We start from the raw sequence: 14,867 nt of genomic DNA, 5'->3' as shown, positions 1-14,867 counted from the left end.
GAGTACCTATTTAGGAGTACCTTTCTTAGAATTCACGTGTTGAAGAATGATTTCTGCTAAACCTTTACTAATTCCAGGTACGTTTTGAATTTCAGCTAGAGAAGCTTTGCTTATATTTTCTACAGAACCAAAATGAGACATGAGTGCCTTCTTTCTTTTACTGCCAACACCGGATATTTCACTTAATTGTGAAGCAAAAAACTGTTTATCGCGTTTTTTTCTATGCGAAGTTATCGCAAAACGGTGAGCTTCATTACGCAGCAATTGTAAATAAAGCATGACCTTACTGTCACTTGCTAGAGTAAATTCTTCTCTGTCCGGCACATAAAATCTTTCATTTCCTGCATTACGATCATGACCCTTTGCCATACAAGCAAAAGGAACTTTTATATTCAATATTTCCAACACATTCTGCACTATGGAAACATGTCCTGGACCGCCATCAATCAGTAAAAAATCAGGGATTATATCTTTTATATTGCCAGAGAAACGTCTAGTCAGCACTTCTCTCATCATTTTATAGTCATCACCTGAAATTTCTTCTTTTATAGTAAATTTTTTGTATTCACTTTTTAAAAAACCTTCCTGCCCTGCAACAATCATCACACCAACTTGTTGATTTCCAGATATATGGCTATTATCATAAACCTCGATACGCTTTGGAATATTTGGTAACGAGAAAATCTTCCTAAGCTCTTCGAGCTTTTCTAGGTTATTTCTATAATCAGTAAGCTTCTGTTCTAGACTATGCTGAGAATTATTGTAAATAAAATTCAACAAATCACGTTCTTTACTATTTTTCGCATGCAAAACTTTTATTGATTTTTGAGTAAGAGCATAAAGTGCTTGTTCTATAATTTCCTTATCCTTAATAAAATCGGGAACGTAAATTTGCGCTGGTGGTGTGTTAACTGGATTATACAAATTGACCAAAAAGGTGGATAAAATTTCATCATTTGAATGATCACTACAATTCTCAATGAAGTAAGGAATGCTTCCATAGTTACCTTTATCTCTGAAAGATAGTACACCAATGCATGCTAAGTCTGCCTCACGTACAACGCTAAAGAAATCTGCATCTTCTTCAAAAGAAAAATCCATTGGCTGCATTTGAATTTGCTGAAGAAATTTCAATCGATCTCTATAGACAGCAGCAAGCTCGTAGTTCATCTCCCTACTGCACTTTTCCATTGTAGAAAATAGCTGTCTTTGCACTTCTTTATTCCTTCCTAGCAGAGTATCTTGTGCTTGTTTTACTGATTTGCAGTAATCATCTTTTGTAATTTTATCTACGCATGGTGCTGAACAGCGCTTAACTTGATACTCAAGACATGGTCTTTTTGTTGAAGAGAAATATTGATCTGAACATACTCTTAAGAGAAAAGCTTTTTGCAATGATAATATAGTGTTCTTAACAGCAGCAGCAGATGGAAAAGGGCCGTAGTAATGAAACTCATTCTTCTTAAACTTACCTCTATATTTCGCTATTCTTGGATAATCATGCTTAGAAATTGTTATATAAGGATAAGATTTTCCATCCCTAAGCAAAATATTATAAGATGGTTTTAACGATTTTATTAACTGTGCTTCAAGAAGCAATGCTTCGATTTCATTCTCAGTGATGAATATTTCAACCTTAATAACCTGTGAGATCATTACTCTGATTCGTTCAGAAAGGTTTTCGAATTGAAGGTAGTCAGATAATCTCGACTTCAAGTTTTTTGCTTTACCAATGTATAAAACCTTACTCTTATCTCCAATCATCTTATAAACGCCACAGGATTGTGGAGATGATTTGATTTGTTCCTTATATTGCCTGAGCATTTATCAATTGTTTAACCTGTATAAGGTTAAACTCTGCTACTAAATGAAAGGTAGAAACAACATTTGCAAGCAAAGATAACCTGTTTATTCTAAGCTCATTAGAATCACAGTTAATCTTTACACTGTCCATAAATTGATTGATAAATGGAGCAAAACGAGCAAGTTCATCAAGCGCTGTATTAAAGTCGTTATTTTCTATCGCTTGTTTGATGTTTTTACAAGCAGCTATAGCACAATTTGATAGCGCAATCTCCTCATCTTCAATCAAAAACTTCTTACTGTAAGATGCATTATAAGTAGTGCCATCACTTTTTCTCACTTTGCTCATCATGTTACTGGCTCTTTTATAAGTGCTTAGAACCTGTTCACCTTCTTTTGTACTAAGATAACGATCCAATATCACAGTTTGCTTTTCCGCTTTCAGCAGATCATTAATATCGACTTTATATAGTATTGAATCTACAACATCTTGCCTTATATTTCTATTTTTTAAAATAATCTTGAACCTTTCTAAGCAGAATTTAAATACTAGTTCTAAAATTTGTTTTTCACTTGGCTTATCAACTGGAGTTATATTTTTATTCAATAGAAGCCTTGAACATAAAGATACTGACTTATCTATCAGCAATCTAATTGGAATATGCAAATTATTTTCAAGTATTGTTCTAATTATACCAATTGTCATTCTACGCAAACCAAACTGATCATACGAACCAGAGATTTTCTCACCTGCTGCAATTAAGCCAACCAAACTATCCATTTTGTCTGCAATAGCTACAGCAATCGCAGTAGGAGATCTAGGGCATTCTTGGTCCGATCCAATTGGCTTATAGTGCTCAGTTATAGCTTCCACTACTTCTTTATCCTCTTGAAAATAAGAAGCGTAGTATCCACTCATTACTCCTTGCAATCCCGGAAATTCTTTCACTATCAACGTTGCAAGATCTGCCTTTGCTAAATATGCAGCACGTTCAACTTTAATTAATGAAGCATGTGGAATAAATATCGCTATATACTTTGAAAGAGCGATAATACGCTTCACTTTTTCTTCTACGCTACCGAGCGAAGCATGAAATGAAATAGAGCTCAATTTTTTGACATAGTAATCTAGGTTTTCCTTCTTGTCTTGAGATATCAAAAACTGGGCATCAGCAAGACGTGCTTCTAATATTCTTTCATGGCCTTTGACAACTTCATTGTTGTTAACATTTACAACAGTAACAAAATGTGATATTTTCTGTCCATCACTTAAAGCAAGATACTTTTGCTGCGTATTAATTATACTAAGTATTACTTTCTTCGGTAATTCTGATGATTTTACTTTACCAAATAATACTATTGGCCACTCTATAAGCCCTGCCAATTCATTAAGTAAATAATCATTTTTTTCAAGTTGTAAGTTCTCCTCTTTTGTAAACTTATTAATCTGATCTAGTATAAATTGCTTTCTTTTGTCCAACTGGAGAATGACATTATTTTTTTCTAACAATTCAAAATAGTCTTTGGGCGTTTTAACAGTAAGTACTGCATCACCTGAAAGAAACCTATGACCATACGTCACGTTGCATGCTGTAACCCCTGCAAAAGATATAGGTATTATTTCGTCATTTAAAATACATAGAATATTTTTAATTGGCCTAACCCATCTCTCTTTTCTTTCACTCCATCTCATACTCTTTGGCCAAGAAAAGTTTTTTAGCATTTCCTCCAGTTGATTTTTGAGAAACCCGTTGATGTTAAATAAGCAGCTTTCTCTCTTAATGAAGTAAAAATCTTCATCATTTACTTTGCGAATGAGTAAATCTTCTTCACCTTTCCGATTTTTTCTCAAAAAACCTTCGATAGCACTTTTCGGTGCATTAACTCTTGGTCCTTTAATTTCATTGTTAGAATCTTTTAGCTCTAAAGCACTTATGCCATCAATAAAAAGAGCAATGCGACGTGCAGTCACATAAACTTCTATAGATGCAAATTTCACATTATTTTTACTAAAAGCATTAGTGATATAGCTCTTAACCTGAGCTGCAGATGAATTCTGCATTCTTGATGGAATTTCTTCTGAAAGACATTCAAACAATAATTGTGACAACATATTCTACTTTGCTCTATATAATTCACAGCATTTTTTTGTTAACTCTCTCACTCTACCAATATAGGCTGTACGTTCATTCACACCAAGCACACCTCTTGCATCAAGTAGATTAAGTAGATGGCTCGTTTTAATACATTGGTCATAAGCTGCTATCGGCAATTCTTTTTCAACAAGGAATTTACACAGTTTTTCTGTATCCTCAAACTGCTGTTGTACTACTTTAGTATCATAATAATCAAGTGCCAGGTAAGAAAACTCTCGCTCTCTTTGTTTAAAAATATCTCCATAAGTTACACCATTATCGTTCCACATTATGTCGTAAACATTATCTACACCCTGTATGCACATTGCTAAACGCTCTAACCCATATGCTACTTCACCAGGAATTATTCTGCAGTCAATACCTCCCACTTGCTGTATATAAGTAAGTTGTGTTACTTCCATTCCGTTGCATGTAACCTCCCAACCAAGACCGGATGCGCCAACACTTGGGTTTTCCCAATCATCTTCAATAAACTTAATATCATATTCTTTTGTCGATACACCAAGAGCTTTTAAGCTATTTAAGTAAATATCTTGCAAATTGCTGCCAGATGGTTTTATTATAACTTGGTATTGATGATGCTGATATAAACGATTAGGGTTGTCGCCATAGCGTCCGTCTGCAGGTCTGATTACTGGTTGTAGATACACAATTTTTGTTGATTTTTCGTCAATCGCTGACATGATTGTTGCGGGATGTAGTGTTCCAGCTCCAACTTCAGACGTATATGGATGAAGTATAGTACACCCTTCATCTGCCCAAAAATCTTGTAATCCCTTTATTATATCCTGTAGATTCACGCAAACTGTATATCTTTTAAACTGAATACATAAGCAAATAAGTACTATTCTATACTTATTTTTTTAATAGTGCCATGAAAATAGTCACTCAAGGCTATTGAACTTTCTTTTACATACTCAAATATGCTTTTGTTTAAAACAATCGCATCATGCATAGTCAGATCGCAGAATATAAATGCAGTCAAGTACAATAAAATCACTGCATAAAACACATGAAAAATCCCTTCAAATGTGATTGATATTGCATTGTTATAACTAAGCTGTATCGTACTTATCGGCCATGGTTTTATTACTTCTACAATATTAAAAAATAAATAAGGTATTATAAAGAAAAAGAACAAATGCATAAGATCATTAAACCAAAATGGACATTGAAGTATTGCCTTGCATATACTTAAATAGAATTTACTTACAATATAATAAATTGACATTATTGCCGGCATCGAAAACGCAACAGTCATCACCTGTCCTGATGCTATTTGTATTACTATATTCTCATCACTGCTGGCTGAAGGATCTTGAGTATGAAAAATAGATATGCCAACTAATTGCAGCACTAACATAACTATTGCTAGCTTGGTAAAAATAGCAGCTACAACTATGCCTGAATTCGGCATTTTATATAGTATAAAATCACCTCCGTATGTAAGCATTAATATAATGTCGGTAATAAATAATATTAGAAAAGAAGACCAATAATGCTGCCAACCCGGTAAATATCCTACTCCTAAAAAAGAGCTTACTATTTTGGCAGGAAAAACCTTGCCTAGCATCTTACCCAAAAATTGAAAAAAAATCCCCATGTCCTAACTAACACTTGACTTATATTTTTCACAATACTGAATTGTAATGGACTTATCAATACACTTCTTGCATAGAAAAAAGGCAAATAGTTAAAAACGATCTAAACCGTTGCCCCTTTATACTAGTAGCCTCCTTTTTTGTCATCCCAGTGCTATCCCCTTCTTGTCATTCAAGTAGCTGACACTGGGATCCAGCCTTTCTTACCAATAAAAACTTAGAATAAGATCTCCTTTGTGCTCAAAAAATTCCTGGATCCCAGTGGGCTTTGTTGCACCACTCAAGGAAAGAACAGGCAGTTACTGATGGAATTTGTTATAAAATAGATATTTAGCCGACAAAGGAAAAATATGCCAATAAGAATGAAAGTCATACCAATTCCCACTATGCAAAGAACAGATAGACAATAATGGGAAAGAAGTGATAATAAAGTAGATAAAATAGAGAGGTATAAATGGCATTAAGGTCAAAACTATTAGACGAAAAAGTTGTAAATTTGGCGAAAGAAATGTTAAAAAAGGTCAGAAATAACGCATATGTTTCAAAAAAGTTACAAGCGGTGATAGCAGGAAAAGAAAGTAGTATAAGCGCTGTGGCAAGAATATGTAAAATTTCAAGGACTGCTTTGACTGAATGGATAAAGCATCTAAAATTTGGTAGAGTAGAAAGATTATTTGCCCCGTCTCAGCGGCGAAGAAAAAGCAAATTAAAGAAAAATCAACGTGAGCAAATTGAAATATGGGTAGAAAGAAATCCAAATATTACTATTAAGGAAGTGCAGATAAAAATCTCAGAGGAATTTGGCCTAAACATTAGCAAATCAACAGTGCACCGTGAGATACAAAGGATGAAATTTTCTTATATAACACCGAGGCCAATGCACCATAAACAAGATAAAAACAAGCAAGAAGAGTTTAAAAAATACTTCAATAAAATAGTCAATTCCCACCCTGAAAAAGAGGTGTTTTTTTGATGAATCACGATTTGGAACTCATTCAAAAATCGGACACGGATGGTTTAAAAAAGGGGTCAGAACGCAGGTTAAAATGAAAATTGGTAGACAAAATTTCTATATCTACAGTGCGGTAAATCCAAGAAGTGGTAAGAAAATCAGCCTACTTGCTCCATATGTAAACACTGATTGTATGAATATATTTCTGGAGCAGATGTCGAAAGATTTAGGCACGAAAAAAGCCTTTCTTGTAATGGATTGTGCAAGTTGGCATAGATCAAAAAGTTTGAAATTTCAGGAAAACATTACCATTATATACTTGCCTCCTTATTCACCGGAACTGAATCCTGTTGAGAGGTTGTGGCAATATATCAAATACAATACTTTACGTAACAGAGTCTACGATACCATAGGCTTACTTGCAGATGTTCTGTGTAATTTTATTGTCAGTATTTCCAGCACTACTATTAAACGAGTTTGTAATGTTTCTTATTTGTTCGATTAGTAATGGAATTTGGTATCAGTAACTGCAATGAATATAACAAATTTCTTCAAGAAAGGGGAAATGTTTTTCATTATATCAACGATGCCATTGAAAATTGGTACGAAAATAGTCCAAAAGTAGCAGGTGGCAACAATGTCTACAGCGACAAAGTAGTGATTCTAATTCACATAATAACCTATCTATTCAGGATTGGTCTTAGGCAAACAGTGGGATTTATAGAGAAATATCTTGAGCAAATAGGGAAAATTTTGCAAATTATCAGCTATTCGCAGGCTTCAAGAAGGTTTAAAAAGCTTAATATCAAAATCAACGACTGCAGAGTTGATAAGAACGATATGGAAGATATTGAAATTGCTATAGATAGTACAGGTATCAGCATCTACAATAATATTCCAGGCCATAGTAAGGCAAATGGTACAGATAGAAAGTATCGCCGCTATGAGCAAACAAGATGTAATGCTAGAGATAGGTAGTAAAAAAGTTATAGCTGCAAAATACAGTAGTGGAGTTTATTCCGACCACTATGGAGCCTGTGATCTTATTGAAAGAGTGGATACCAAGTATAACATAAGCACGATATATGCAGATAGATCGAAAGAAGTTATACAAACTGTGCGATGAGCTTGACATAAAGACAAGGATTCCTCCGCAAAATAATGCAGTAGAGCATCCAAAGTTGGATTATATGAATGAGAGAAATTCTACAATCAAGCTCATAAAGTCATATGATGAAGATGGTATGAAGAGGTGGAAAAAAGAGATAAATTATTGGAAGAGATCTTATATAGAAAGTTTTTTCTCGCGACTGAAGCAAATATTTGGATTTAGTTTTAGGAATAAATCTGAGATTAATCGTGAGAAGGAACTGCTACTCAAGTGTTATTTGCTTAACAAATTTACTGAAATAGGCATGGCTAAGTTTGATATAGCTTCATGAATTTATTATACATTACCCACTATCCGAAGAGCTGTGCAACAAAGCCATTCCAGCATCAAGTGCTGGCCTGAAGCTTTAACTATAAATATTAAAAAATTTACCAAGCGAGAAAAAGGCAAAAGAATCCCCTAGTAGTGAGTTTTGACCCTATAATAATGTAAATTGGCATTATAATAATGTGCTAACGCTTAAAATAAGCGTGTTTTGGCTGAATGTAGAAAAAATAAAAAAGACATGCAGCCGCTATAATTTTATGTAATCTGCCAATATATACCTGAGTTTTTTACTGAATTTTTGTTGTTAAATCTGCAGAGATTAAAAACAAGGATAAATACTCTTATTGATATGGTAAGGAAAGTGGGAAGGTTTGTCAAGTCACTTCGGCCAGCTACCTACTTAGATGTTCCACACTGCTAAGTAGATACCAAATTTTTTGCAACATCAAGTGCAGCATAGGTAAATATTGCACTTGCACCTGCACGTTTAAAACCAATTAAGGACTCATAAATCACTCTGTTATAATCCAACCAGCCATTATTTGCTGCAGCTTTTATCATTGCGTATTCACCGCTTACTTGGTAAGCAAAAATCGGAAAATTGAACTTGTCACTTGCTGTTTTTATTATATCTAAGTATGGCATACCCGGCTTTATCATAATAAAATCTGCACCTTCATTTATATCCATTTCAATTTCGCAGATTGCTTCGCGTGCATTTCGATAATCCATTTGATAACCACTTTTGTCGATGAAATTTGATGATGCGCACGAACCGACAACTTGCCTGAATGGCGCATAGAAGCTAGAACAGTACTTTACTGCATAGGACAATATTGACACATTCTGAAAGTTATTATCATCCAATGTTTTTCTTATTTTTCCTATCCTGCCATCCATCATATCAGAAGGAGCAACTATATCGCATCCTGCTTTTGCTAAAACAAGCGCTTGCTTACACAATATTGACACAGTTTCATCATTTTCCACATCCATCTTGCCGTCTTTTAAAATGCCATCATGACCGTGAGTAGTGTATGGATCTAGTGCAATGTCTGCAATAATGCCAATATCAAGTACCTTCGATTTTACAGCATGAATTGCTTTGCAGATTAAATTATCAGGATTATATGCTTCCTCAGCTTTTTCAGATTTTAGTTTACTATCAACTACAGGAAAAATTGCAACAGCATTAATCCCCGAGTCCTTAGCTTTCTGAACTATAGAAATTAATCCATCTATTGAATAACATTTGATATCAGGTAAGCCAGAAATTGGCTCAATTGTTTCTTCTCCGTCATGAACAAATAAGGGAAAAATCAAATCATTTACTGATAAAGTGATTTCACTTGTTAAATTGCGAATCCACTTGCCTGAGCGCCTGCGTCTTAATCTTATGTTTGGAAAGTTAAACATTGGACCCAGGCAAGTTCCCAGTAAAAAGCAACACTCCTGAAATGAGTATTACCCAAAGCACTGATATCGGTAGAAACACTTTCCAACCAAGACGCATTAGTTGGTCATATCTGTAACGGGGTATTGTTGCCCTGATCCAAATAAATATGAACAATAATAAAACTATCTTCAAAACGAACCAAATCAAACCTGGAATTTTATATAGTAAACTAAGCTCTAGTGGAGGATACCACCCTCCTAGAAAGAATATTGTCATCACAGCGCTTGCTAAAATCATATTTGCATACTCTCCTAGAAAAAAGAGAGCAAAAGGCATTGATGAATATTCGACGTTATACCCAGAGACAAGCTCTGCTTCAGCTTCTGGTAAGTCAAATGGGTGACGGTTAGTTTCTGCAAGCAAAGAAATAAAAAATATTATTCCTATAGGCATCATCAGCAAATCAATCCAAAATGGCATATTATGTTTCGCTACCACCATCTCTGCAAGATTCAACGTACCAGTTGTAATAACAACTGTAGCAACTATTAGACCTATTGAAACTTCATATGAAATCATTTGAGCAGCTGACCTTATAGCGCCAAGAAATGCATAATTAGAATTACTAGACCAGCCTGCAATAATAATGCCATATATTCCCAAAGAGGATATAGCTAGCACATAAAGCACTCCAACATTAATATTTGATATTACCTTAGGGATTATTACCTGCTGTCCATTTTCTGTAATTATTTCAGCTCCAAATGGTATAACTGCCCAGGAAATTAATGCTAAAATAAAGGTGAGCATTGGAGCCATAATAAACAGTATGGTGTTTGCTCTAAATGGTATTATCGGCTCTTTAATTATCAATTTGATAGCATCTGCAAATGGCTGTAGTAGCCCAAATGGCCCTACTACACTTGGACCATGCCTTAGTTGAATTGCACCAATAACTTTACGCTCAAAGTACACTAAATATGCTACTGAAAGCAAAAGTGGAATAAGAAGAAAAAGAATATCAAATATCAAGTACATGCAACCCTAAATCAAAAAAATAGTTCATAATTGTGGCAATAAAAAATACAGCAAATGCTCTAGACACAAAAGACAATGTCCCTATTGAAATCAATAGGACAACACTTTTCTGTACAGCATTTAGCTTAATAGAATAGTAAAATGATATGCATATGAATGACACTAGTGACATCATAATTAAGATCATTGTGAGAGGCAAATAATTCCCTCTTCCCTCGGTAACTATAATAAATGTTATTGCCATCCATACATATCCTTCCGTAAATAGTGCAATAATATCATTGATAAAATCAACTAGCTTATAAACGAACTGTTTTTCTAATGTATTTTGTTCTTTACAGAAAAATATAGAGTTTAATTTTCGTTGAAAATATACCAGAGTTATTAGTAATAATGGTGTTAGAATAAATAAAATATTAAGTAGAGTGTTCATAAAAATCCTTAGTACAATCTGCCATTATTTTTGAAGCACGACCTATTGAGTCTGTCATATAAAAATTACACTCCTTTAAAGTAAAAGGCGTATTACTTAAATTTATTTTACCATTGCTGATTGGTACCCATGTATTTTTTACCACTTGATCAACACTTCTAAACTGTGGACCGATAGTATCTAATTTTTTTCTCACATCAAATAAACTATCATATAACAAGGAAAGGCTCAAATATTGGGATAAATTTTTAATAATCAACCAATCTTCCTTTGCTTCACCAGGAGGAAAAACAGCTAAATTTGTTCTCTGTACTCGCCCTTCAGTATTTACATAAGTTGCATATTTTTCTGTGTATGCAGCTCCAGGTAGAATGACATCTGCTATATGCGCTCCCCTATCACCATGGTGGCCTTGATAAATTACAAATGTATTTTCTAATTTTGATGTATCAATTTCATCTGCACCAAGAAGATAAACAACTTCCACCTCGCCACTTTCTGCCTGTTTTAGCATCTGATTAATGTCTTTTCCACCTTTGCTAGGAACAAATCCAATATCGAGTCCACCAACTCTTGCTGCAGCCTTATGCAGTACGTTAAAGCCATTCCAGTTATCTCTGATCATGTTAAATTTTTCTGCAATTTTGCCAGTTAGCGCTAAAATTGATTCAGAATCATCTCTTACTAATGCATCTTGACCGATGATGAGCATAGGATTTGAGGCAACACTCAGCAGCTTGCAAAATTTATGATTTCCTTTTGCTATTTCGTCTAAGATATTTGGGTTATTGCCTAACCTCTCAACATGGTATAAATACTCAACGTTAGGGCCAATGCTTGCAATAGGAAAATTGCCTTGTAAATATCTCTTTCTCAATCTTGCATTAATGATTGGTGCTTCTATCCTTGGATTCGTATTGATTAGCAAGCATAAATCTGCACTTTCTATACCCTGAATAGTGGTATTGAACACATAAGATCCACGATTACTTGGTATCAGTTTTGCTCCATCCTGTCTGCAGTCTATATTTGCTGAACCAAGCTTATGCATCACTTCCTTCAGCAGAAGCATAGATTCACAATCTGCTAAATCACCTGCAATTGCAGCTATTTTGTTTGGTTTCGTACTTTTTATTTTTTTTGCAGCAAAAGTCAATACTTCATTCCAGTCAACTGAGACTAATTTGCCCTCTTTTTTTATATAAGGTCGATCGAGGCGTTGTACTTTGAGTCCATCGTAAGCAAAACGAGTTTTGTCTGATATCCATTCTTCGTTCACTTCTTCATTGAGTCTTGGCAATATTCGCATAACTTCAGGACCACGACAATCAACTCTAATATTACTTCCTACAGCATCTAGCACATCTATAGTTTCACAATGTGATAGCTCCCATGGACGTGCTGTAAAAGAATAGGGCTTTGAAGTTAAAGCTCCCACCGGGCAAAGATCTATAATATTCCCAGATAATTCAGAGCTAATATGCCTTTTTATGTAAGTACTAATCTCTATATTTTCTCCCCTTCCGATTCCTCCAAGTTCATTTGTACCTGCAACATCAGACAAAAATCTAATACACCGAGTGCAATGAATACACCTGTTCATTGCAGTTTCAATCAGCGGACCAAAATGTTTTTTTGGCACAGCCCTCTTATATTCATCAAGTCTGCTGATTCCTTTACCATAAGCCATCGTGATATCTTGCAAATCGCATTCACCACCTTGATCACAAATTGGGCAATCAAGCGGGTGGTTTATTAGCAAAAACTCAAGCACACCTTCACGCGCCTTTTTTACCTTGGGAGTATCCGTGTGAATAACCATACCCTCTGCAACTGGCATTGCACAAGAAGCTACTGGTTTTGGAGGGCCACCCTCAACTTCAACCAAACACATTCTGCAGTTACCAGCAATTGCTAAACGCTCATGATAACAAAACCGCGGAACTTCAACGCCCACAACTTCACAAGCTTGAATTATAGTGAGCCCATGCTCTACTTCACATTCCTTAGAATTAATAGTAACTTTAACCACAACTACTATACAGCTTCCCACTTTATAGGATTGCCGCTTACCTCATCTTCAACTAGATTGCCGTTATCGTATTGAGCAGACATATAGTTCATACGTGAATCACGGTCTATATATCTAACCGGCTTTACCGGTTTATCCTTATACATTTTTTGTTCTGCTTTCTTACGCTGAGTAGGGTTATTTTTACTAGCTGTTTTCGCTTTTCCGCCTGCTGCCATATAAACTCCTAAAAACTTCCTATTTTATTCTAACACTTAAGTATATACCGTCAATACCCAATAGCTTTAAAGTTTTAATAGTCCATCATTACAATCATCATTTGAACAAAATACTTTCTCTTGATGCTGCTCAAGTGTGTAACTTTAGAATCCCCAAAAAAGAAAATGTAAGTTACTTTGATGATATCATTTTCTACGTCTTATAAATAGACATTCATGTAGCCGTAAATTAAGCTATAAACTCAATACAAAGATCCTTAATTATTAATCTCATAGTACTTCTCAACCAACTTATTTAGCAACCTTACACCGAAACCTACTGCCCCTCTTGGAGAAATATCAGTGCCTTTTTCGTGCCAAGCAGTGCCTGCAATGTCTAAATGTGCCCAACAAGTGTCGTTTACAAAACGCTGTAGAAACTGTGCAGCCATTATACTATCTCCACCAGAACCTGCAGGAGCTATATTTTGCACATCAGCAATCGGCGAATCAATAATTTTGTTATAAGTTTCATTCATAGGAAAACGCCATAATTTCTCATTTACTTCATTTCCTACATCAATCAGATGATTCGCTAATTCATCGTTATTTGAAAAAAGACCAGCATATTCATTACTTCCCAGTGCAACCACTATAGCACCAGTTAAAGTTGCAAGGTCGATCATAAATTTCGGTGCAAATCTATCTTGTGTATACCATAAAGCATCCGCAAGTATTAGTCTTCCCTCTGCATCGGTATTTAATATTTCTATTGTTTGTCCAGACATTGAAGTGACTACATCGCTCGGTCTTTGAGCATTACCATCCACTGCATTTTCTGCAAGTGCAACCACACCAATTGCATTTACTTTTGCTTTTCGCCCAGCTAGAGTATGCATCACTCCAACTACAGTAGCAGAACCTGCCATGTCATATTTCATTGACTCCATACCGCGTGAGGGTTTAAGTGACACTCCACCAGTGTCAAACGTTATACCCTTGCCTATAAAAGCTATTGGTTTTTGTTCTTGAGAAGCCCCATTCCATTTTATCACCACTAACTTTGGCTCTTTACTACTTCCTTGTGATACTCCAAGCAGGGCTCCCATTTTTTTCTCTTCCATTTGCTTTTTATCAAGCACTTCAACCTCAAGACCAAGTTTAGTAAGTTCAGCTTTTATACGATTAGCGTAAGACTCTGGATATAAAATATTAGGTGGCTCAGTAGTAAAAGCACGTGCAAGAAAGATACCTTCACCTTCGTGTTTTAAACGCTCAAATGATTTTTCAATGCTACTTAACTGTTCATCTTTTACTAATAATGTAATTTCCTCTACTTCTGTAATTTTTTCATCCTTTTTAGTTTTATACTTATTAAACTTGAAACTGCGCAGAAATGCTCCATATGCAACATTTGCTGTACTGCCCTCGATTGAAATAGCTGCTCGCTTGATTCTTAATCTGCTTAGCTCACAATATATTTTACCACCAATATTTAATCCTTTGCTTTCATCCCATTCATCTCTCATTCCAAGACCAGCAACTATAATATTTTTTCCCTCTGATGAAGTAACGGAGAAAAATTCACCAAAACCTCCATTAAAACCACTAAATTTCTTGATGTTATCTATAGCTTGCTTATCTTGTAGAACATTAGTTATGAGCTTATCACCCTCAAACAAACCTACCACTAGCGTCTCAAAATCGGGTAAAGCTTTAGAAATTGTTATCTTCATCGTTGACATCTCCGTTGCAAATAATTGTAAGCTGCACATAAAACATAGTAAAAACATTAGTAAGATATTTTTCATATACATTTTA

The 14,867-nt window shown here is 35.0% G+C and carries 10 protein-coding genes and 1 pseudogene; 2 read left to right on the top strand and 9 right to left on the bottom strand.

Annotation, left to right across the window (positions count from 1 at the left end):
• Positions 1-6: 6 nt before the first annotated feature.
• From uvrC to OPR35_RS01985, 4 genes are read right to left on the bottom strand one after another with little or no spacing between them, the layout of a single operon-like run.
• Positions 7-1,824 carry an excinuclease ABC subunit UvrC gene (gene uvrC / locus OPR35_RS02000; RefSeq protein WP_012481994.1) on the bottom strand — a complete coding sequence of 606 codons (1,818 nt, stop codon included), beginning with the start codon at positions 1,822-1,824 and terminating at the stop codon, positions 7-9.
• Complete coding sequence (gene glyS / locus OPR35_RS01995) at positions 1,808-3,916, bottom strand: glycine--tRNA ligase subunit beta (RefSeq protein ID WP_007302493.1); 2,109 nt, start codon at positions 3,914-3,916, stop codon at positions 1,808-1,810. The genes uvrC and glyS overlap by 17 nt, the downstream gene beginning before the upstream one ends.
• 3 nt (positions 3,917-3,919) lie before the next feature.
• Complete coding sequence (locus OPR35_RS01990; RefSeq protein ID WP_007302494.1) at positions 3,920-4,759, bottom strand: glycine--tRNA ligase subunit alpha; 840 nt, start codon at positions 4,757-4,759, stop codon at positions 3,920-3,922.
• Positions 4,760-4,803: 44 nt separating this feature from the next.
• On the bottom strand, positions 4,804-5,562 hold the full coding sequence (locus OPR35_RS01985) for a hypothetical protein (protein ID WP_007302495.1): 759 nt from the start codon (positions 5,560-5,562) through the stop codon (positions 4,804-4,806).
• Between the two features lie 452 nt (positions 5,563-6,014).
• Between OPR35_RS01985 and OPR35_RS01980 the strand changes: the two genes are divergently transcribed.
• Positions 6,015-7,017, top strand: a protein-coding gene (locus tag OPR35_RS01980) for an IS630 family transposase (RefSeq protein ID WP_230608967.1) whose coding sequence is annotated in 2 segments (ribosomal slippage) — positions 6,015-6,524 and positions 6,526-7,017 — 1,002 coding nt in all. Because the reading frame shifts where the segments join, the coding sequence is not laid out codon by codon here.
• A 2-nt stretch (positions 7,018-7,019) separates the two neighbouring features.
• Positions 7,020-7,954: pseudogene (locus OPR35_RS07490) on the top strand (IS5 family transposase).
• Positions 7,955-8,367: 413 nt separating this feature from the next.
• Here the strand turns inward: OPR35_RS07490 and hemB are convergent.
• The 5 genes from hemB to OPR35_RS01940 all read right to left on the bottom strand — a co-directional run bounded on the left by hemB (position 8,368) and on the right by OPR35_RS01940 (position 14,782).
• Complete coding sequence (gene hemB, locus OPR35_RS01960; RefSeq protein ID WP_007302474.1) at positions 8,368-9,366, bottom strand: porphobilinogen synthase; 999 nt, start codon at positions 9,364-9,366, stop codon at positions 8,368-8,370.
• On the bottom strand, positions 9,359-10,384 hold the full coding sequence (nuoH, locus tag OPR35_RS01955) for an NADH-quinone oxidoreductase subunit NuoH (protein WP_064085997.1): 1,026 nt from the start codon (positions 10,382-10,384) through the stop codon (positions 9,359-9,361). The genes hemB and nuoH overlap by 8 nt, the downstream gene beginning before the upstream one ends.
• Before the next feature lie 416 nt (positions 10,385-10,800).
• The gene (gene nuoG, locus OPR35_RS01950) at positions 10,801-12,849 is read right to left on the bottom strand and encodes an NADH-quinone oxidoreductase subunit NuoG (protein WP_353280422.1); all 2,049 of its coding nucleotides are present in this window, start codon (positions 12,847-12,849) and stop codon (positions 10,801-10,803) included.
• A gap of 5 nt (positions 12,850-12,854) precedes the next feature.
• The gene (locus OPR35_RS01945; protein WP_006279675.1) at positions 12,855-13,067 is read right to left on the bottom strand and encodes a hypothetical protein; all 213 of its coding nucleotides are present in this window, start codon (positions 13,065-13,067) and stop codon (positions 12,855-12,857) included.
• Positions 13,068-13,324: 257 nt separating this feature from the next.
• A complete protein-coding gene (locus tag OPR35_RS01940; protein WP_265024954.1) occupies positions 13,325-14,782 on the bottom strand; it encodes a leucyl aminopeptidase in 1,458 nt (485 codons plus the stop codon).
• Between the last annotated feature and the right edge of the window lie 85 nt (positions 14,783-14,867).

Origin of the sequence: Wolbachia endosymbiont (group B) of Protocalliphora azurea, from assembly GCF_947251865.1 — a bacterium.
Lineage (GTDB): Bacteria > Pseudomonadota > Alphaproteobacteria > Rickettsiales > Anaplasmataceae > Wolbachia.
Note: the sequence above shows the minus strand (reverse complement) of the source record. Positions and strands in the feature narration are given on the sequence as shown.